Origin of the sequence: Siculibacillus lacustris (genome assembly GCF_004328075.1) — a bacterium.
Lineage (GTDB): Bacteria > Pseudomonadota > Alphaproteobacteria > Rhizobiales > Ancalomicrobiaceae > Siculibacillus > Siculibacillus lacustris.
On record NZ_SJFN01000030.1, the window covers coordinates 1 to 18,792 of the forward strand.

Here is an 18,792-nt window from a genome sequence, read left to right on the forward strand (position 1 = left end):
GAACCGAGGCTCGACGCTGTCGGACCGCAGGTACTTGCGGACCGTGTTCCTCGAAAGCCCGGTGCGCCGGGAAATCTCTCGGATCGAGAAATGATCCCGATAGTGCCAGCGCCGGATGACGCTCAATAACTCCATGTCGATCACTCCGCTGTCCCCCGCACCAGTGGCGAGGGAGGAGGTTCAAACATGGGTCAATTCTCGATGGAAAAATCCCTGCCGCCTGGGTCAGTTCTCCGCGGAAATCAACAACAAGGGATTTGCGCGGCTGTCGTTGCCTCGCTGGTGAGTGTTAGCCCACGTCCCACAGCGACCATCGACAGCAAGACGTCCCGCCCGACATAATGCGCATGAACCGCTGGGTGGTGGCCGAGTCCGGCGAGCCTCTGCACAAGATAATCGTGGATCTCCGGGCCGGGTGCAGCGTCGCTGACGATGAAACTCTCGCCGGAAAGATCGTGCCAGCTAACCTCGTCTTTCGCGACGAGCCGATGAGCGCATGGCAAAACCACGAAGACTCGTTCCGACCAAAGATGTTCGGTCTCACAATCGTCCCACGTCGCCGTTCCCGTGATGAAGGCGACATCCAATCGAAGCTGACGCACAGCCAAGACGTGCTCTGCTGGATTGCCGTCGACCAGTTCGACGAGAACGCCCGAATGCTCTTTGTCGTATGCTCGCAGCAACTCGAACAGGAAGCCCGACGCCAGCGATGAGAAGATCCCGACCTTGATACCGCCTTCCTGGGCACGACCGATTGCGGCTACGTCTTTCGCACCATCGCTGATCTGTTGTAGGGCTACGCGCACCCTGCGCAGGAACCGTTGCCCTGCGAGAGTGAGGCAAACTCCGCCAGCATGGCGCTGGAACAAGGATGCGCCGAGTTGATCCTCAAGATCGCGAACTCGGCGGCTGACGGCCGACACTCGAACATTGAGCACACACGCAGCTTTTCGGAAACTGCCGTGTTCCGCTGCGGCGACAAAATAGCGGAGGTAGCGAATCTCAACCGTCACGTCGTTCGAGCCAAAACCAGTGAGATGCGGCAAAACGGCGTCTGCTTTTGTTGGCTTTGATCAGGCAAAAATGTTCTTCAAAAACTGATTTGACGAGGCTGGGTAAAAGCACCAAGCCGCTTGGTGCCGCATCCATTGTCCATAGGAGAAGTGTGGCTCCCGGCCGCATGTGACATGCCAATCCAGACACATAAGCCGTCTGATCCTCGCTGTTGAGGCAGTGGAAGCAGCCGATATCAAACGCGATATCGAAAGGCCTGTCTGGAAGGTCGAGCTTGGTGACATCCGCGACCAAATAGGAGGCCCGGAGCGGCTTTTGCGCGGTACGCGCTCGTGCCTTCATTATGGCCACGGGTGAAAAATCGACGCCAAGCGCGGTTAAGCCCTGTTCAGCCATATACTGCGAGAATCGACCGATTCCACATCCAAGTTCGAGTACTTTCGCAGCCGGGTGCTGTGCAGCGAAACCCTTTACTTCCTTCGGGACGCGAATATCCCCCCAAAAGGTCAAGGGGGCACGATATGCGGCATCGAATTTCAGGCTGTTATTAGGGGCTGTCATATTGAGGCGTCCTTCTCCGGCTCGCGAAAAGTGAGCCGCGAGGGCTCCGGTAAATCCAAAGATCAGAAGGGCAGAATCCCATCTTCTTGATCATAATTTTGTACGTTCATCGCCAATCGTTCAGCGAACTCATTGGTCATTCCGGCGCTGTTGCAAGTGTTCGAGGATCGCCCGAGGCGCGTCGCGGCCATACATCTCCAGAAATCCCTCTTGCGCTTCACGCGCATGAGCATTTGCTCGATCCTGCATCGCGGTCTCGAAAGCCTGGAGGTCTTGATCCCATTCCTCTCCGAACTTAAGCTTGGTCGCGAGTTCAGCGGCATCGAACATGGCCAGATTCACACCCAGACCGACGGGAGGCATGACATGTGCTGCATCGCCGATCAGAGTCAGGCCCGGCTTGTGCGTCCACCGGAAATCAGTCGGCAGGGCAACGATCGGGCGGACAAACGCAACATCGCGGGACTCGTCGATGAGCGCGGCCAACGAGGGGGCCAATTCAGGGAGCAGCGTCTTGAGGGACCGCTTAAGAAGATGCGGTTCGGAAGCATCGATTTGGCTGGCGGCCAGCCAGTCTTCCGCAGCATGAAGCACGGCATAAACACGCAAATGGCCATGGGCGTTACGCTGGGCGACGATGCCCTTACTCTCATGGATAGCCATGATCGTTCCATGCCCAACCAGTCGGGCCAGATCGGGATGTCGTTGATCCGCGTCGTCGATCCAAAATTCGATAAATGTGATTCCGGTATAAGCGGGCTTGACAGAGGACAAAGCGAGGCGAACCTTTGACCATGCCCCGTCAGCACCAATAACGAGGTCGAACGGGCCGATGGTTTGATCAGCAAAGCGCAGGAGGTGTCGCCCGCCGCTATCGCTTATGACGTCTTTGAGTTTTGTCGCCCACGTTACCGTGCCAGTTTCAAGCGAGGACAAAAGCAAGTCGCGCAAGGCCTTTCGATCAATTTCTGGTCTTCCGCCAGTTTGTTTGTCTGGCCTGTCGTCGATCAGCAGATTTGCTGTCTTATAGTCCAGGACCTTGAGTTCTTGGTCTTCATGACGGGCTTGAAGGCGAAAGACTCCGAGCAACCCAGCGCGATCGAGAGCAACTTGGCCGGAATCGGCATGAAGATCGAGCGTCCCTCCTTGATCGCGAGCATCCGTCGATACGTCCGCTTCGAACACGCGGACCGCTATTCCGTGCATCTGCAATATCCGCGCGGCGGTAAGCCCTGCGGGGCCAGCACCTATGATCGCCACCTCGGGGATCGCTTGAGTCGACATCGCCAAGCCTCTATATAGATATCAATGCAATATACATAGATATCTATGCGAAAGGATGCAAGGCCCTATGACGGCAAAATCGGCTTCCCCGATCGGCTATCTTGCCAACAAGGCTGCGCGCGCCTTCAACCGAACAATGGAGCGCCGGTTGCGGGAGTTAGGAGTACTTCCTGCTCAATTCCCGGTGCTGCTGGCGTTGGAGGACGGCTGCGCGCGCTCGCAAAAGTCTTTGGTGGAAATTGTAGGCACCGAGCAGCCAACGATGGTCGTGAATCTCGCGCGTATGGAACGGGATGGGCTGATCAGCCGTGAAACCGATCCCGCAGACCGCCGTAGCACTCTGATCCGGCTCACCCCCGACGCCATCGCAAAGGCCAAATCGGTCGCTGCGATACGCGATGAAATAAATGCTTCCGCATCCCAGGGGCTTTCAATAGACGAAGTCGCTTCTTTGCGGTTATTTCTTCTATATATTATCGATAACCTCAACAAATATCAGTAGAAGCGGTCCGCGAAGAGAATGGCGAACTGGCTCTTGGCCATGGCCCATTCTCTCGGGGCATCTTCCTCACCGATCAAGCGCCGAGGCGAGCGCCAGTTTCGCTGTCTTCGGGTCGTAGACGTAGCCGGTGATCGTGCCGTCCCTGATTCGGCTGACGGCCTCATCGACGGCGAACAGGGGAGCTAGAAACCATTCCTTGGGCACAATCGGTTGGCCGAAGCGATCCTTGATTTCAACATCGAGGCGCGCGGCGCCAAAGACCTTGTGGATCAAGGTTTCGAGCTTTGCCCGATTGACATTGTAGAGTTCATAAGTGGCGACGATCTCGACATCGGCCATGAGATAGGTGGGGTCTAGGCGGGCATTTGCGATGCGGCGCTCCACGCTTCCACCTGTCACGCCGATTTTGTGGAGAATTTCCCGGTTGGCGACCACCAACGGATGATCAGATTTGCTACGCAACACGTAGATCGTGCCGCTGGCCTGATCGCCGTCACCGGTCTGGTCGTCGAAAAGCGGCCCGGCGCTGGGCTCTGTGATCCGCCGACCGGCCTCATCCTTGTAAAGGGCACGCTGGAGCGACCGCAGCAGCAGATCGCTCTCGGTGCCATTGGAATAGATCACCCGGAGCCGCGCGTCGGTTTCCCCATTCGGCGCCTTTATGGGTTCGCCGACCTCGGCGACATAGGCAGTCTGGCCGCCAAGGATGAAAAACTGGCCGATTTGAATGTCGGCTTTGAGGAAGCCCGCATCTTTTACGAAACGCCTGGTCGTGCGCAGCCCATTTTCAAGGTCGCTTTGCACCTGTTGGAACAGGGGCTTAAACGTCTCGAAATCGAGGCATTTTTCCCGACTGGCGATTTCCTCGGCTTCGCGCTTTTCGGCGCTGGTGCGCACGTGGCGCAGTTGGGTGATGTCAGACGAACCCGCCGCACCTTCCAGTTCGGCGAGCAGTTCATCCTCGTCCATCGAGTCCGCAGGCGCGACGGACGCCGCAGGCGCGCCCGCCAGCAGTCCCTGGTGATCGAACGGCGTCAGAAGGGACTGGCAATCCCCCAGTGCGCGCAGTCGGTCAAGCCGCACAGCATACAGCCGTTCGAATATGTCGCCGTCCTCGCCGTGGCGCGGAGCGTGGCCGCTTTTCTCGACGAAGCGCTGAATTTCCTCGAAGCCCGCAATGATGCGTTCCTCGCGGGGCGAACGTCCGCCCTTCTTTCCCGGCTGCGCGAAATCCGCCAGTTCGTCGCGTAGTTGGTCAAGATCGAAGTCACTCATAGCGGCCCTCATCCTTGAAGCGGACGAATGCTGCGGCGCCCTCAGCCAAGTGCTTCTCCCAAGCGTCGGCCGAGCTGATCGACGGCAGACGCCCGCGTTCCCGCTTGAACTCAACGGCGCGCTTGGCAATCACCTTCGCCTCTTCCGGCGTCAAGCTGGTGCGCTTAGCGGCAATCGCCGCGGCGATCTGCTTCAGGCTCTCCTCACTCATCGTCTTGGCGAGAATGGCGTAGGCTTCGCCGAACGGATTCACCCGATCGATCAGGTCGATGTCCAACTCCCGCACATCCATCGCAAACTTGCGGACGCCATCGACAAAGGCGGTATTCGCGCTCTCCTCGCCGAGCGAGCTGGCGGATGCAACCTCCTTCGCCTTCTGGGTCAGATTCAGCGCCGCCACGGCGTGCTGCCGCACGGCTTCCTGATCCTCGGCGTCGAGCTGCGGGAACTTGTCCTTGATGATCTTGCCCATGCGCACCTGGGTCAGTTCCTCGGGAACCAGTTCCTCGTCGAACAGGCCCCGTTCGATCGTCGTCTTGTCCTGCACGAAGGCTGCGATCACCTCGTTCAGATCCTCCTGACAGATGCGCGTCGCTTCCTCGCTCTTGGGCGTGGCCAGGCCCTTGATCTCGATCTGGAACTTGCCGGATTCCTCGTTGAAGCCGACGTTGCACTTATTCGGATCGTAGCCGCCCTCGCCATAGTCAAAGCCCGGCGTCGGCTCGTTTTGCGGTTTCTTCGGCTTGAACTCGAAGCGAGGGGCCAACACCTGCTCCATCAGCAGGCTCGCCGCGATCGCTTTCAGCGTGTCGTTCACTGCTTCGGTCACGATGTCGTCGGCGGCGGCAGGCTCGGCAATCAGGTTTGAGAAGCGGGCGCGGGTCTTACCCGGAGCATCACGGGTGGCGCGACCGATGATCTGCACGATCTCGGTCAGGCTGGAGCGGTAGCCAACCGTCAGGGCGTGTTCGCACCAGATCCAGTCGAAGCCTTCCTTTGCCATGCCCAGCGCGATGATGATGTCGACGTGATCGCGATTGTTCTTCTGCGTAGGGTCTTTCAGCGCGGCGGACACGCGATCCCGCTTGGTTGGATCGTCATCGACCAGATCGGCAATACGCAGGATCTGGCCTTCCGGCGTCTTGACCAGTTGGAACCCGGTGGCCGGATCGGTCCCCTGCCAGGCGCCCAGCTCCTCGATGATGTGCTCCACCTCCTTGATCTTGTCCTTCGTGCTCTCGCGCGAATTGACGTTCGGGATGTGGATGATCGTCTTCTCGGCTGGGTTTAGCACCTTCAGAATGTCGTCGGCATACGAGTCCGAATAGAAGAAATAGCCGATGTCGAGCTGCTTCAGATATTGATAGCCGTTGAGCTGCTCATAATAGGTGTAGGTGACACTCTCGAACTTGCCTTCGTCCTGCGGCGCCAGCACTGCCTCGGCGTCGCCCCGGAAATAGGATCCGGTCATCGCCACGATATGCACGCGGTCGCGCGTGATGAAATCGCCCAGATGGATACCGAGTTTGTTGTCGGGATTGGCCGAGACGTGATGGAATTCGTCCACCGCGATCAGTCGGTCATCGAAAGCCGCGACCCCGAATTTGTCTATGGCAAAGCGGAACGTCGCATGGGTGCAGACCAGCACCTTGTCGCCGCTTTCGAGGAACGCGCCGAGCGAATTGACCTTCCCGCCATTGTCATTGCCGGGAGCATCGCAGAGATTCCATTTCGGCTCGACGTGCCAGTCGGCCCAGAATCCGTGCTTGCTCAGCGGCTCGTCATGGAAGCTGGAGCCGATGGATTTCTCCGGTACGACGATGATGGCCTGCTTCACGCCCTGATTGGTCAGCTTATCGAGCGCGATGAACATCAGCGCGCGGCTTTTGCCCGAGGCTGGCGGCGATTTGATCAGCAAATATTGCTCGCCGCGCTTCTCGAACGCGCGCTCCTGCATTGGCCGCATGCCGAACTCGTTCGCCTTGGTCGAGCTGCCGTTGGAGGCGTACCGAACCGAAACGGAGGGCACTGACTTGATGGGATCGGTCATGCGCGTGCCTCCGCTTTCTTTTTGGTTGTCGCCTTCTTGGAGGATTCCGGGCTAGCGGACATTTTTGTATAGAGCTCGAACAACTTTTCGAGTCGTTCAGTGTCATTCTTGAAGCGGCGGCCTATGTAAATACGCTCAAGCACCTCATCATTGCGGTCATGCGCAGCGCGAAGATCGTCGGGCATGGTCTCAGGCTCATAAAGGTCTGCGACCGTCGCCGGAAAATGCGCCTCCCGGGCAAGAAGAATATCTTCCGCACAACGAGTAAGGTCTGCCTTGTTTTTCATCGTGAGCATTGGAAAGGGAAATGTGTTCCACCCCAAGGTATTTGAATACGAATAGTCGTTCCGCATCCGCACGCAGACAGTTGCTACCCACTGAGCATGCAGAGTGCTGGCCACAATAGCTAAAAGCCAGATATCAGCATTGTACACCACGGCGCACTTATTCGAAGCTATAGTGTCGTCCTCTACGAATCCGCATGGTAGATAATCTCTGTTCGAAGACGTGATTGACGGAACAATAAGCGCCCGTCCAGAAGTGTGAGGTGCGTAGACAAATCGGTGTGGTGATCCAGCGTTCCCGTTAGACTGCAACCCTTTGCTACTTGAGCGAACCGCAGCCACCGCCTCAAGACGTTGACGAATCGGTTCAATATTTCTCGCTTCTGCCAACCCGCTGTCTTCAATCCATAGACAATACCGAAATGTTGATTTGGTGAATTCTTGCGCACCAACATATTTACGAACAAATTGCGCAGATGCGGGATGGCTTTCAAGAAGTCTATCAACTTCCGCCTTATCCAATATCAGATGTCCGCCGTCGGATGGCTTGTTGCCGTAGTCCATAACGGGCAGGCCATTTTGAGGGCTAGATGATTTATGAATAATAACATTAGACATCGGAATCAAATATGGACCGATGTTTTTGGTCCTTATCTCAACGTCTCCGTCAAAGAGCCGTCTATCACTGCCAACTTCGCTAGAAATTCCTACGATCACGCAAGTTACGCCCGCGTTTGACTTTGCGAGATTTTGCCACTGAAACGGTCTGTACGCGAAAAATATATGCATCCCGCGTGAAAATACTAGCGGCCATAGCATCGCCACCTGTATTCCTTGGCAGACAGACTTTGTAGCGACGAAAGCTGCTTTTGAATTCACGGTTTGGTTATACTGTGCAGCCTTCATGAACCAGCAGGCAACATAGTCGAGGTCCCTGTAGGATTTTGTCAGAGGACTGAAAATGCGATCCATGTCCTCTTGCTGCTCACTATTGCGCCACTGGCTTCCCAAATAAGGCGGGTTGCCACAGATGTAGGTCTCGCCGCCCTCATTCTCAAAATCGATCTCCGCCTGGTTGAGCGGCGCATGAAACAGGTCATCGGCCTGGTGCTTCACGCCAGTTCCCGTGGGCGGGCAGATGCTCAGCCAATCAAGGCGCAGAGCATTCTCGCAGGTGATCCAGTTGTGCGCGTCGAGCGGCAGGAAATCGCGCAGGGCCTCCTTCTGGCCGCGATAGAGCACATCACACTGGTATTCCGCGATGATGAGCGCCAGACGCGCAATCTCGGCCGGGAAGTCCCGCAGCTCGATCCCGCGAAAGTTCGTCAACGGGATTTCCGAGCGCCGGTCGGGTTGGTCCCGGCGGCGATTAATCTCCGCCTCAATGGCCCGCATTTCCTTGTAGGCGATGACGAGGAAATTGCCCGAGCCGCAGGCCGGATCGAACACGCGGATCTTCGACATGCGCTTGCGCAGGTTGAGCAACATGCGCGCATTATCGCCAGCCTCGTCCAGCTTCTCGCGCAGATCGTCGAGGAAGAGCGGGTTCAGCACCTTCAGGATGTTCGGCACGCTGGTGTAATGCATTCCGAGCGCGCCGCGTTCGTCATCATCGGCCACCGCCTGGATCATCGACCCGAAGATGTCCGGGTTGATCTTCTTCCAATCGAGGCTGCCAATATGCAGCAGATAGGATCGGGCAATGCGGCTGAACCGGGGCACATCCGTGCTGCCGGAAAACAGCCCGCCGTTCACATAGGGAAGGCCCTCGGCCCAGCGCGGAACGCCAGCGGCGCGCTCTTCGGACTTGGTGTTCATCGCGCGAAATAGCGTGCTGATCACCTCGTGCGTGTTGGCCGAATCCTTCGTGCTCATCGTCTCGACGGCCGATGTGAAGGCACGCGTGCCGTTGAAGATATCGGTATCCTCCGCGAAGAAGCAGAAGATCAGCCGCGCCATGAAGTGGTTCATGGCATGTCGGCGCTGCGCGGTGCCCCACTCCGGATTGTCCTTCAGCAGCTCGACGTAGAGCCGGTTCAGACGGCTCGTCGCACGAATGTCGAACGAACTTTCGCGGACCTGCTTGACCGTGGTTATCCCGGCCAGAGGCAGGAAGAAACCGAAGTGGTTCGGGAAATCGGCATAGGTGCAGGAAATCAGCGCGTCGTCAGTCGTGAGGTCTTCGGCCTCGAACAGGTCGCCGTCCGTCGCCAGCACAAAGCGTGCCTTCGCCCGGGCCGTGGCCGGGCTCGCCTTCAACGCCTCAAGCGTGCGCGTCACATCACCCAGTCTGCAGGTGGCGATGTGGATGTTGTTCGTCTGAAGCACGCCGCCGAGATCCGACTTGTTGGACTCGCCTTTGCGCAAGCGTTTGAGGGTCGTCTCCTTGTTCCCGAAGGCCTCGAGAAACGCGTAGGGGAACTCGTCGGCGTCGAAAGGCTGCTCCGCCAGCGCCGATATGGCCTCTTCGATTTCGACCGCGTTCATTCGCTTCCACCACTTTCCGTTGTCGACGCACGGAAAGGCTCGACCTTGATTTTGTTGGCTCGCCGCATGACTTCGGCCAACTCATAATCGAGCTGCCGGAGCAGCCATTCGCGCGCTGAAGTGCCGAACGCCTTCTCCAGCCGAACAGCCATCTCAGGCGAAATGCCCGACCGGGCGTTCAGCAGATTGCTGAGCGTCTGTCGATCAACGCCAAGGATTCGCGCCGCGTCGGTGACGCTTAGCCCGTTCCTTTCAACGCAGTCCTGGCGGACGGTCGTTCCTGGGTGCATCGTCCATCGATTCCTCGTGGCTTCGTCACCTCAAGCGTAGAGTGACAATCGACGCTCGACAAGTGAAACGTCATGTTCCTTCTGCCACCTGTCAGCCGCATGGGAGCTTGTGACGGTAGGGAGCGAGCGCCGGAAGGGACGGCGGGCTACTGACGAAAATGCCGGGGCTGTATGAGTGGGACGGGCGCGCAACTGGTTTGCTAAACGCTCCAGACCTTCTGGGATGCAGGTCGAGCAGGGCAGAAACCGAGTGCCGCTATAAGTCTTGGAAGAAGTGGCGCACCCGACACGATTCGAACGTGTGGCCTCCACCTTCGGAGGGTGGCGCTCTATCCAGCTGAGCTACGGGTGCATCTTGGAACTCGATAGTGCCTGAGCCTGAACGGGGTCAACCTCAAACACAAAACTCTCAACGTCGATTCGACTGACACAAGGGCATGGCTTTCACCCCAGCTTTTTGTCGCCGACAGCTCTCCACAACCTCCTTCCAATTTGCTTCCGCAGTGCTTCCGCAGCCACGGATCAGAGAAACTCACATTTTGAAGCGTCATCAAAACATTGATTTTGCTTCGTTTATCAAACTCATCACCCGGTAGGCTTGACTTACCTCTGCCTTCGGAGGGCAGCACTCTATCCAGCTGAGCTACGGGTGCTCTCCTGGCGCGGCCGGAGCCGTGACCGTCAGGCGTTCGTTCCCGGCCGAAGCCGACCCGGTGCGAACCGGGTCTACATAGCCGATCACCGCAGCACGGGCAACGGGAATTCCGGTCGATCCCCGGTCCGGTGGACGCGCGTCGCGCGGGCCGGCGGGCGGCACGCGCGCGGCATCTCGATCGGCGAGGCCGAGCGGCAGACGCGCATCGCGCCGCGGGACACGTGCGCCGCCGATCGGCCCGGGGGGCGTGGGGCGAGGTCGGTCGGCGGGCGGGGGCCGCGGCACTCCAGCGCGCCGGCAGCCGGCGGGGCGGGGGCGGCGGATGGGCCGGCCTACCCCCGACGCTCGTCGGGTGGCGGCAGGTGCGCGGCCCCCGGACGTGTCGCTGGGCGCTCTGCGGCGATATTTCTGCGGGGCGAGACGAGAAAATTTCGATGTTCCGCCAAAAAAGTCGCCGAGGGCGTCCGGAGGGGCTCCGTGAGGCGAGTCGAGGCGTCGGCCAAGCCTCTGATCGGACTTGAAAAATTCGAGTTGGAAAAATGGTGCGGCGGGATCGCTTGACAAACAGGATTATGATGGTAATCCTGTTTGTGGATGACGACGGTAATCTCCGTCGCCGCCGCCACCGAGACCAGAGATAGGGACTCGGACCCTTCGGGAAAACCCCATCGTCGAAGAATTTTCGATGATCGCGCCGTGCGCCGCCGGAAACCCCGGTTTCGCCGACAGGGGAGGTGTGTGCCGCGGCCCCTCGGGGCGCGGCGGCGCCGTTCCGAAGGATCCGCAACCGAACCAGCGGTCGGCCCGGCTCCACCCCAGGGTGGCCGTCCCGCTCGCCCGACCAGAGGAGTGAAGTCCATGAAGATCCAATCCCCGGCCATCGTCGCGATCGGCTTCGTCGCTTCGCTCGGGACGGCGCTCGCCGGCCCGCTGGCTCCGGCGGTTGCCCTGATGCCGATCGCCCAGACGACCCGTATCGCCCCGCCGATCGTCGAGAGCCGCCCGACGGTGACCCTCGTCCCGGCCGCGAGCCCGACCGACGCGGCGCGTGCGGTCGTCGAACGCACTCTCTTCCGCTGATCCCCCGGGGCCGGCCGCGGCGGAACCGCGGCGCCCCTCCAGACAAGGACCATTCCCCATGAAGACCCTCTCCACCGTACTCGCCGTCGCCGTCCTCGGTGCCTCGCTCGGTTCGGCTCTCGCCGACACCGTCAACCCGAACAGCGCCCTGGTGTCGATCACGGAAGCGACCCGCGTGTCGCAGCCGATCGTCGAAGGCCGTCAGGCCGCCACCGTCGCCCCGTCGGTCGGTCTCACCGACGCCGAGCGTGCCGTCGTCGAGCGCAATTTCCCGCGCTGATCCGCGGCCGCACCGCGGCCTCGACCCAACATCCCGCCGCACCGCGGCCTGATCGAAACATCGCGCCGCGCTGCGGCGATCTCAGCCAAGGACCATTCCCCATGAAGACCCTCTCCACCGTTCTCGCCGTCGCCGTCCTCGGTGCCTCGCTCGGTTCGGCCTTCGCCGACACCCCGAACGCCAATTCGGCCCTGGTGTCGATCACGGAAGCGACCCGCGTGTCGCAGCCGATCGTCGAAGGCCGTCAGGCCGCCACCGTCGCCCCGTCGGTCGGTCTCACCGACGCCGAGCGCGCCGTCGTCGAGCGCAATTTCCCGCGCTGAACTCCGGGCCGCCCCGCGGCCTGAACAAAATATCGGCCGCCCCGCGGCCGGAATCGAACATCGCGCCGCGCAGCCGCGAACCCAGACAAGGACATTCCCCATGAAGACCCTCTCCACCGTACTCGCCGTCGCCGTCCTCGGTGCCTCGCTCGGTTCGGCTCTCGCCGACACCCCGAACGCCAACTCGGCCCTGGTGTCGATCACGGAAGCGACCCGCGTGTCGCAGCCGATCGTCGAAGGCCGTCAGGCCGCCACCGTCGCCCCGTCGGCCGGTCTCTCCGATGCCGAGCGTGCCGTGGTCGAGCGCAACTTCCCGCGCTGAACTCCGGGCCGCACCGCGGCCCGATCAAAAGTCGGCCGCCCAGCGGCCGGAACCGAACATCGCGCCGCGCTGCGGCGATCTCAGACAAGGACCATTCCCCATGAAGACCCTCTCCACCGTTCTCGCCGTCGCCGTCCTCGGTGCCTCGCTCGGTTCGGCTCTCGCCGACACCGTCAACCCGAACAGCGCCGTGGTGTCGATCACGGAAGCGACCCGGGTGTCGCAGCCGATCGTCGAAGGCCGCCAGGCCGCGACCGTCGCCCCCTCGGTCGGTCTCACCGACGCCGAGCGCGCCGTCGTCGAGCGCAACTTCCCGCGCTGATCCCCCGGTCCGCATCCGTCGATCTCCCGCCCCCCCGGACGGTCGGCGGATGGCTCCCCCCGATCTCCGCGGTGCCTGAACCGGCGCGGAGATCCGACTTCGGGTGCGGCGACGGCTTCGGCCGCCGCCGCACCCTTTCCGTCAACCGCCGGCTCCGCCGCCCGCCGATCGAGGACATCGCCATGACCCCATCGCCCGCGTCCCTGTCTCCGCCAAATCCGCCCGCCGCTCGCCGGTCTCGTACCCGCTGGTTCCTCGGGGCCGGGGTGGCGATCGTCGCCGCCCTCGGCGGCGCCGTGCCCCTGTTCGATCTCTCCGCTTCGGGGGCGACGCCCAAGCCGGCGGCGCCGGTCGCCGCCGCCCTCCCGCCGGCGGTGCCGGTCTCGGTCGCGGTGGTCGAACGCCGCGACGCGGCGATCTGGAGCGACTTCTCCGGCCGACTCGAAGCGGTCGAGCGGGTCGAAGTGCGGCCGCGGGTCGCCGGGGCGATCGTACGGGCGAATTTCCGCGAGGGCGCGCTGGTCAAGGCCGGCGATCCCTTGTTCGCGATCGACCGGGCGCCCTATGTCGCGGCGGTCGAGGGCGCCGAGGCCCAGGTCGCGGCGGCCCGCTCGCGGCTCGATCTCGCGACCAAGGAGCAGCAGCGCAGCCGCATCCTGGTCGGCAGCAACGCCGTGTCGCAGCGCGAGCTCGACCAGCGGGTCGCCGAATTCCAGGCGGCCGAAGCCAATCTCCGGGTCGCCACGGCGGCGCTCGACACCGCCCGGCTCGATCTCGACTGGACGGAAGTGCGCGCGCCGATCGGCGGGCGGGTCGGCCGGATCGAAGTGAGCGCCGGCAATCTGGTCGGGGCCGGTGCCGCGGCGCCGGTACTCGCCACCCTGGTGTCGGTCGATCCGATCCGCGCGGTGTTCGACGCCGACGAAGGCGCGCTCGCCGCGGCGTTGGCCGGTCTGCCGGCCGGCGTCGACTTCTCGACCGAGATCGGTCGCATCCCGGTCGAGATGACCACCCAGGCGGCCGGCGCGCCGGTGCGGCGCGGCCGGCTGCAACTGGTCGACAACGTCGTCGATCTGCGCTCCGGCACGGTGCGGCTGCGGGCGGTGTTCGACAATCCCGACGGGCGCCTGATGCCCGGTCAGTTCGCCCGTCTGCGCCTCGGCCGGGCGGCGCCCGAACCGGTGATCGCCATCGACGAGAAGGCGGTCGGCACCGATCAGGACCGCCGCTTCGTGATGGTGGTCGGCGACGACGACACCGTCGCCTATCGCCGCGTGCGCCTCGGCGCCACCGTCGAGGGCCGCACGCTGGTCACCGACGGGCTGACGCCCGGCGAGCGGATCGTCGTCGACGGGCTGCAGCGCATTCGACCGGGCGCCAAGGTCGCACCGCGGGCGGTGGCGGTCGCCACCTCCGACACCACCACCCGCTGAACCCGACCCGGGAGGGACGCCATGAACATCTCGAGATTCTTCATCGATCGCCCGGTGTTCGCCGGTGTCCTGTCCGTGCTGATCTTCGTCTTCGGGCTGATCGCCCTGACGCAGCTGCCGGTGTCGGAATATCCCGAAGTGGTGCCGCCGCAGATCATCGTGCGGGCGGTCTATCCCGGTGCCAATCCCAAGGTGATCGCCGCCACGGTGGCGACGCCGATCGAGGAGCAGATCAACGGTATCGACGGCATGATCTATATGGCGAGCCAGGCGACCACCGACGGGTCGATGACCCTGACCGTCACCTTCAAGCTCGGCACCGATCCCGACAAGGCGCAGCAACTGGTGCAGAACCGGGTGTCGCAGGCCGAGCCGCGTCTGCCCGACGCGGTGCGGGCGCTGGGCGTGACCACGGTCAAGAGCTCGCCCAACCTGATGATGGTGGTGCATCTGGTCTCGCCGGACGATCGCTACGATTCCACCTATCTGCGCAACTGGGCGGTGCTCAACGTCAAGGACCGGCTGGCCCGCGTTCCCGGCATCGGCGACGTGCAGCTGTTCGGCGCCGGCGACTACGCCATGCGGGTGTGGCTCGATCCGCAGAAGATGGCGGCGCACGGATTGTCGGCGAGCGCCGTGGTCACGGCGATCCGCGGCCAGAACGTCCAGGCGGCGGCCGGCGTGGTCGGCGCCTCGCCGAGCGTGCCCGGGCTCGGATTGCAGCTGTCGGTCAACGCCCGCGGTCGGCTCGAGAGCCCCGAAGACTTCGCCGGAATCGTCGTGGCGACCGGGGCCGACGGGGCGATCACCCGGCTCGGCGACGTGGCGCGGATCGAACTCGGGGCCTCCGACTACGCCCTGCGGTCGCTGCTCGACAGCCGCGCGGCGGTGGCCACGGCGATCTTCCAGGCGCCGGGGTCCAACGCCATCAGCGTCTCCGATCAGGTCCACAAGACCATGGCCGAGATCAAGGAGACCATGCCCGACGGCATCGACTACCGCATCGTCTACGACACCACCGACTTCGTCCGCGCCTCGATCGAGGCGGTGGTCCACACCCTGATCGAGGCGATCGCCCTGGTCGTGGTGGTGGTGGTGCTGTTCCTGCAGACCTGGCGGGCGTCGATCATCCCGCTGGTGGCGGTGCCGGTGTCGGTGGTCGGCACCTTCGCGGTGATGCATCTGTTCGGCTTCTCGATCAACGCCCTGAGCCTGTTCGGCTTGGTGCTGGCGATCGGCATCGTCGTCGACGACGCGATCGTCGTGGTCGAGAATGTCGAGCGCAACATCGAGCGGGGACACGCACCGCTCGCCGCGGCCCATCATGCGATGGCCGAGGTTTCGGGACCGATCGTCGCCATCGCTCTGGTGCTGGTGGCGGTGTTCGTGCCGCTGGCCTTCATCAGCGGCCTGACCGGCCAGTTCTACCGCCAGTTCGCCCTGACCATCGCCATCTCGACGGTGATCTCGGCGATCAATTCCCTGACCCTGTCGCCGGCGCTGGCCGCACTCCTGCTGCGCGGTCACGATGCGCCCAAGGACCGGCTGACGCGGATCCTCGACGCCGGCCTCGGCTGGCTGTTCCGCGGCTTCAACTTCGTGTTCAACGGCGGCGCGCGGGCCTATGGCGGCGGCGTCGGCCGGGTGATCGGCCGCAAGTCGGCGATGATGGTGGTCTATCTCGGTCTGGCCGGGGCGGCGGTCGCCCTGTTCCAGATCGTGCCCGGCGGCTTCGTGCCGCTCCAGGACAAGCAGTATCTGGTCGGCTTCGCGCAGTTGCCCGACGGCGCCAGCCTCGATCGCTCGGATGCGGTGGTGCGGAAGATGGGCGAGGTGGCGCAGACCACGCCCGGGGTGGATCACACCCTGGCCTTCCCCGGCCTGTCGATCAACGGCTTCACCAACAGTTCCAACGCCGGCATCGTGTTCGTGCCGCTGAAGCCCTTCGAGGAGCGCACCACCCCCGATCTGTCGGGAGGGGCGATCGCCGGGCGGCTCAACGGGGCCTTCGCCGGCATCGAAGGCGCCTTCACCGCGGTGTTCCCGCCGCCGCCGGTGCAGGGGCTCGGGACGATCGGCGGCTTCAAGCTGCAGATCGAGGACCGCGCCGGTCTCGGCTACGAGGCGCTCGACACCGTCACCAAGGCCTTCCTCGCCGAGGCCGCCAAGGCGCCGGAACTCGGGCGGCTGTTCTCGGGCTACCAGATCGACGTGCCGCAGCTCTTCGCCGACGTCGACCGGGTGCGGGCGCAGCAGCTCGGGGTCTCGGTGACCGACGTGTTCGAGACGCTGCAGATCTATCTCGGCTCGCTCTACGTCAACGACTTCAACGCCTTCGGCCGTACCTATTCGGTGCGCGTCCAGGCCGATGCGCCGTGGCGGGCTCATGCCGAGGACATCGGCAAGCTCGAGGTCAAGTCCAACGCCGGCGTGATGGTGCCGCTCGACGCGGTGCTGCGGATCACGCCGAGCGCCGGGCCGGAACGGGCGATGCGCTACAACGGCTTCCTCTCGGCCGACGTCAACGGCGGCCCGGCGCCCGGCTATTCGTCGACCCAGGCGCAGGACGCGGTCACCCGGATCGCGGCGAAGGTGCTGCCCAAGGGCTTCGCCTTCGAATGGACCGATCTGACCTATCAGCAGATCCTCGCCGGCAATTCGTCGGTGGTGGTGTTCCCGCTGGCGCTGCTCCTGGTGTTCCTGGTGCTCGCCGCGCAATACGAGAGCCTGACCCTGCCGATCGCCATCATCCTGATCGTGCCGATGGGGCTGTTGGCGGCGATGACCGGGGTGTGGTTGACCGGGGGCGACAACAACGTCTTCACCCAGATCGGCCTCGTCGTGCTGGTCGGATTGTCGGCGAAGAACGCCATCCTGATCGTCGAGTTCGCCCGCGAACTGGAGTTCTCGGGGCGGACGCCGATCGCCGCGGCGATCGAGTCGAGCCGGCTGCGGCTCCGGCCGATCCTGATGACCTCGATGGCCTTCGTGATGGGCGTGGTGCCGCTGGTGACCTCGACCGGGGCGGGCGCCGAGATGCGCCATGCGATGGGCGTGGCGGTGTTCTTCGGGATGATCGGGGTGACCGCCTTCGGATTGTTCCTGACGCCGGTGTTCTACGTCGTGCTGCGGCGGCTGACCGGCAACCGGCCGCTGATCAAGCACCCCGGTCAGGTCGACATCGACGAGGCGCCGGTCCACGAGGCCCCGGTCGCGGCGGAGTGAACGCCGCGCCGGAGACGATGGAAAACGAAGACGGCGGCGACGGGGAAAATCCCGTCGCCGCCGTCGGCGCATGTGGGGGAGGGGGGCGGCATCTCAGAGTGCACCCGACGAATGGGGCTCGCTACGAACCGGTGGAGCCGCCGTTGCCGGCGATCAGGCCGGTCAGTTGCTCGGCGACGGCGGCCAGGACCTCGTCCGACAGGGCGGGGTCGCAGACGGCGCGCGACAGGCCGAGGGCGCCGAGACAGGCGGAGAGCAGCAGCAGCGCGCGGCTGCGCTGATGGGTACCGCCTTCGCCGCCGAGCAGTTTCTCGAAGAAGGCGACGTTCATCTTGACCCGCTCGGTATAGACCTCGCGGGCGGCCGGCGCGGCGCGGCCGACGTCGGCGACCAGCGCCCCCATCGGGCAGCCGCAGCCGGGCTCGTCGCGATGGGCGGCGGTCAGGTAGGAATTGACGAAATGGGCGGCGCACTCCGGCTTGATCTCGGCGGCGTCGTATTCCTTGAACGCCTCGGTCAAGGCCTCGATGACCAGATCGTCGCGGGAGCCGAAGTGTTTGTAGAAGCCACCGACCGTCAGGCCGGCTTCCTTCATGACATCGGCGACGCCGATCCCGTCCAGACCGACCTCGCGAAATCGCTTGGCGGCGACCTCGACGATCTTCTGGTGGGTGGTCGCCTTTTCGGCGCGCGAATGGCCCATGGCCGCAACGTCCTTTCGTCGGTCGGGTGTGAAGTCCTGTTGTTCAGGAGTTCAGATATAATCCTGTTGGGGCGGAACACAAGATCCGACCTTCGGACCTACGAACACGAAACCGCGAAGGTTCCTGCCGAGTTCCAGCCGAATGTTCGCGCAGGCCGAAGGGATCGGCGACGCGAGACATCAGACGCGGAGATTGGCGAGCAGGGTCGCCAGGCTCGGCTCGTCGACCATCAGGGCGGCATCGGCGAGGGAGAACCAGGCGACCTGGCGTTCGGCCTGTTCCTTCCAGGTCGGCAGGGTCGCGGCGACCGGCAGCAGGTAGACCGCCACCGAGACCAGATCGAACCGACTCTCGCGGCGCTTCCAATAGAGGAAGGAGCCGGCCGGGGTCTTCTTCGGCTTGCCGATCAGCCCGGCTTCCTGCTCGGCCTCGATGCGGGCGACGTCGCGGCTCTTGCGGCCCTTCATCGGCCAGCCCTTGGGCAGGGTCCAACGGCGCGTCTCGCGGGTGGTGATCAGGCAGACTTCGATCACGCCGTCGCGTTTACGCAGCGGCAATGCGGCGACCTGGCGAAGGGTGGGCGGGGTCTCGGCAATGCGCGGCATCGTGTTCGACGGCTCTCCGGGCGAGGACTCGATGGCAAGTCTATCGCGTTCTTGCCGTAGGTCGTGCGAATTCTTCGTCCATCCGTAGTCTTCGTG

18 protein-coding genes and 1 tRNA gene are annotated in these 18,792 nt (G+C 63.0%); 8 read left to right on the forward strand and 11 right to left on the reverse strand.

The window, feature by feature from the left end; translation table 11 throughout:
- The 4 genes from EYW49_RS17170 to EYW49_RS17185 form a co-directional block, all read right to left on the reverse strand.
- A partial coding sequence (locus EYW49_RS17170; RefSeq protein ID WP_131310907.1) for a sigma factor-like helix-turn-helix DNA-binding protein occupies positions 1–135 on the reverse strand: 135 nt, incomplete at its 3' end.
- Positions 136–242: 107 nt separating this feature from the next.
- Positions 243–1,046, reverse strand: a complete 804-nt coding sequence (locus EYW49_RS17175; RefSeq protein ID WP_131310858.1) for a LysR family transcriptional regulator — start codon at positions 1,044–1,046, stop codon at positions 243–245.
- A complete protein-coding gene (locus EYW49_RS17180) occupies positions 1,003–1,575 on the reverse strand; it encodes a class I SAM-dependent methyltransferase (protein ID WP_131310859.1) in 573 nt (190 codons plus the stop codon). Before EYW49_RS17180 ends, EYW49_RS17175 begins: the two co-directional genes overlap by 44 nt.
- 129 nt (positions 1,576–1,704) lie before the next feature.
- The gene (locus EYW49_RS17185; RefSeq protein ID WP_131310860.1) at positions 1,705–2,859 is read right to left on the reverse strand and encodes an FAD-dependent oxidoreductase; all 1,155 of its coding nucleotides are present in this window, start codon (positions 2,857–2,859) and stop codon (positions 1,705–1,707) included.
- 67 nt (positions 2,860–2,926) lie between these two features.
- Between EYW49_RS17185 and EYW49_RS17190 the strand changes: the two genes are divergently transcribed.
- Positions 2,927–3,361: a MarR family winged helix-turn-helix transcriptional regulator gene (locus EYW49_RS17190; protein WP_165498310.1), complete on the forward strand. Its 435-nt coding sequence runs from the start codon at positions 2,927–2,929 to the stop codon at positions 3,359–3,361.
- A gap of 66 nt (positions 3,362–3,427) precedes the next feature.
- Here EYW49_RS17190 and EYW49_RS17195 read toward each other — a convergent pair whose 3' ends face one another.
- The 5 genes from EYW49_RS17195 to EYW49_RS17215 form a co-directional block, all read right to left on the reverse strand.
- Positions 3,428–4,636, reverse strand: a complete 1,209-nt coding sequence (locus tag EYW49_RS17195) for a GIY-YIG nuclease family protein (protein ID WP_131310862.1) — start codon at positions 4,634–4,636, stop codon at positions 3,428–3,430.
- A complete protein-coding gene (locus EYW49_RS17200) occupies positions 4,629–6,686 on the reverse strand; it encodes a DEAD/DEAH box helicase (protein ID WP_131310863.1) in 2,058 nt (685 codons plus the stop codon). Before EYW49_RS17200 ends, EYW49_RS17195 begins: the two co-directional genes overlap by 8 nt.
- The gene (locus EYW49_RS17205; RefSeq protein ID WP_131310864.1) at positions 6,683–9,457 is read right to left on the reverse strand and encodes a class I SAM-dependent DNA methyltransferase; all 2,775 of its coding nucleotides are present in this window, start codon (positions 9,455–9,457) and stop codon (positions 6,683–6,685) included. Before EYW49_RS17205 ends, EYW49_RS17200 begins: the two co-directional genes overlap by 4 nt.
- Positions 9,454–9,747 (reverse strand): HigA family addiction module antitoxin, encoded by a 294-nt coding sequence (locus tag EYW49_RS17210; RefSeq protein ID WP_131310865.1) that lies wholly within the window; start codon positions 9,745–9,747, stop codon positions 9,454–9,456. Before EYW49_RS17210 ends, EYW49_RS17205 begins: the two co-directional genes overlap by 4 nt.
- A 275-nt stretch (positions 9,748–10,022) precedes the next feature.
- Positions 10,023–10,099 (reverse strand) — tRNA-Arg (locus tag EYW49_RS17215).
- A 1,161-nt stretch (positions 10,100–11,260) separates the two neighbouring features.
- Here EYW49_RS17215 and EYW49_RS17225 point away from each other — a divergent pair.
- From EYW49_RS17225 to EYW49_RS17255, 7 genes are all read left to right on the forward strand, one after another.
- Positions 11,261–11,482 carry a hypothetical protein gene (locus EYW49_RS17225; RefSeq protein ID WP_131310866.1) on the forward strand — a complete coding sequence of 74 codons (222 nt, stop codon included), beginning with the start codon at positions 11,261–11,263 and terminating at the stop codon, positions 11,480–11,482.
- 58 nt (positions 11,483–11,540) lie between these two features.
- Positions 11,541–11,762, forward strand: a complete 222-nt coding sequence (locus EYW49_RS17230; RefSeq protein ID WP_131310867.1) for a hypothetical protein — start codon at positions 11,541–11,543, stop codon at positions 11,760–11,762.
- A 101-nt stretch (positions 11,763–11,863) separates the two neighbouring features.
- Positions 11,864–12,085, forward strand: coding sequence for a hypothetical protein (locus EYW49_RS17235; protein ID WP_131310868.1), 222 nt, complete (start codon positions 11,864–11,866; stop codon positions 12,083–12,085).
- Between the two features lie 100 nt (positions 12,086–12,185).
- Entirely contained in the window at positions 12,186–12,407 is a 222-nt protein-coding gene (locus tag EYW49_RS17240) for a hypothetical protein (protein WP_131310869.1), read from the forward strand.
- A 100-nt stretch (positions 12,408–12,507) separates the two neighbouring features.
- Positions 12,508–12,729: a hypothetical protein gene (locus tag EYW49_RS17245; protein WP_131310870.1), complete on the forward strand. Its 222-nt coding sequence runs from the start codon at positions 12,508–12,510 to the stop codon at positions 12,727–12,729.
- A 182-nt stretch (positions 12,730–12,911) separates the two neighbouring features.
- Entirely contained in the window at positions 12,912–14,162 is a 1,251-nt protein-coding gene (locus tag EYW49_RS17250; protein ID WP_131310871.1) for an efflux RND transporter periplasmic adaptor subunit, read from the forward strand.
- Between the two features lie 21 nt (positions 14,163–14,183).
- Positions 14,184–17,387, forward strand: coding sequence for an efflux RND transporter permease subunit (locus tag EYW49_RS17255; protein WP_131310872.1), 3,204 nt, complete (start codon positions 14,184–14,186; stop codon positions 17,385–17,387).
- A 121-nt stretch (positions 17,388–17,508) separates the two neighbouring features.
- On the opposite strand, the gene EYW49_RS17260 is transcribed toward EYW49_RS17255, so the two are convergent.
- Positions 17,509–18,090 carry a TetR/AcrR family transcriptional regulator gene (locus EYW49_RS17260; RefSeq protein WP_131310873.1) on the reverse strand — a complete coding sequence of 194 codons (582 nt, stop codon included), beginning with the start codon at positions 18,088–18,090 and terminating at the stop codon, positions 17,509–17,511.
- A 180-nt stretch (positions 18,091–18,270) separates the two neighbouring features.
- Entirely contained in the window at positions 18,271–18,696 is a 426-nt protein-coding gene (locus EYW49_RS17265; protein WP_131310874.1) for an NUDIX hydrolase, read from the reverse strand.
- Between the last annotated feature and the right edge of the window lie 96 nt (positions 18,697–18,792).

What these genes read in the sequence shown, in the direction of transcription:
- EYW49_RS17180 (WP_131310859.1), bottom strand. Translation starts at nt 1,575, where the DNA reads ATGACAGCCCCTAATAACAGCCTGAAATTCGATGCCGCATATCGTGCC.
- EYW49_RS17185 (WP_131310860.1), bottom strand. Translation starts at nt 2,859, where the DNA reads ATGTCGACTCAAGCGATCCCCGAGGTGGCGATCATAGGTGCTGGCCCC.
- EYW49_RS17190 (WP_165498310.1), top strand. Translation starts at nt 2,927, where the DNA reads ATGACGGCAAAATCGGCTTCCCCGATCGGCTATCTTGCCAACAAGGCT.
- EYW49_RS17195 (WP_131310862.1), bottom strand. Translation starts at nt 4,636, where the DNA reads ATGAGTGACTTCGATCTTGACCAACTACGCGACGAACTGGCGGATTTC.
- EYW49_RS17200 (WP_131310863.1), bottom strand. Translation starts at nt 6,686, where the DNA reads ATGACCGATCCCATCAAGTCAGTGCCCTCCGTTTCGGTTCGGTACGCC.
- EYW49_RS17205 (WP_131310864.1), bottom strand. Translation starts at nt 9,457, where the DNA reads ATGAACGCGGTCGAAATCGAAGAGGCCATATCGGCGCTGGCGGAGCAG.
- EYW49_RS17210 (WP_131310865.1), bottom strand. Translation starts at nt 9,747, where the DNA reads ATGCACCCAGGAACGACCGTCCGCCAGGACTGCGTTGAAAGGAACGGG.
- EYW49_RS17225 (WP_131310866.1), top strand. Translation starts at nt 11,261, where the DNA reads ATGAAGATCCAATCCCCGGCCATCGTCGCGATCGGCTTCGTCGCTTCG.
- EYW49_RS17230 (WP_131310867.1), top strand. Translation starts at nt 11,541, where the DNA reads ATGAAGACCCTCTCCACCGTACTCGCCGTCGCCGTCCTCGGTGCCTCG.
- EYW49_RS17235 (WP_131310868.1), top strand. Translation starts at nt 11,864, where the DNA reads ATGAAGACCCTCTCCACCGTTCTCGCCGTCGCCGTCCTCGGTGCCTCG.
- EYW49_RS17240 (WP_131310869.1), top strand. Translation starts at nt 12,186, where the DNA reads ATGAAGACCCTCTCCACCGTACTCGCCGTCGCCGTCCTCGGTGCCTCG.
- EYW49_RS17245 (WP_131310870.1), top strand. Translation starts at nt 12,508, where the DNA reads ATGAAGACCCTCTCCACCGTTCTCGCCGTCGCCGTCCTCGGTGCCTCG.
- EYW49_RS17250 (WP_131310871.1), top strand. Translation starts at nt 12,912, where the DNA reads ATGACCCCATCGCCCGCGTCCCTGTCTCCGCCAAATCCGCCCGCCGCT.
- EYW49_RS17255 (WP_131310872.1), top strand. Translation starts at nt 14,184, where the DNA reads ATGAACATCTCGAGATTCTTCATCGATCGCCCGGTGTTCGCCGGTGTC.
- EYW49_RS17260 (WP_131310873.1), bottom strand. Translation starts at nt 18,090, where the DNA reads ATGGGCCATTCGCGCGCCGAAAAGGCGACCACCCACCAGAAGATCGTC.
- EYW49_RS17265 (WP_131310874.1), bottom strand. Translation starts at nt 18,696, where the DNA reads ATGCCGCGCATTGCCGAGACCCCGCCCACCCTTCGCCAGGTCGCCGCA.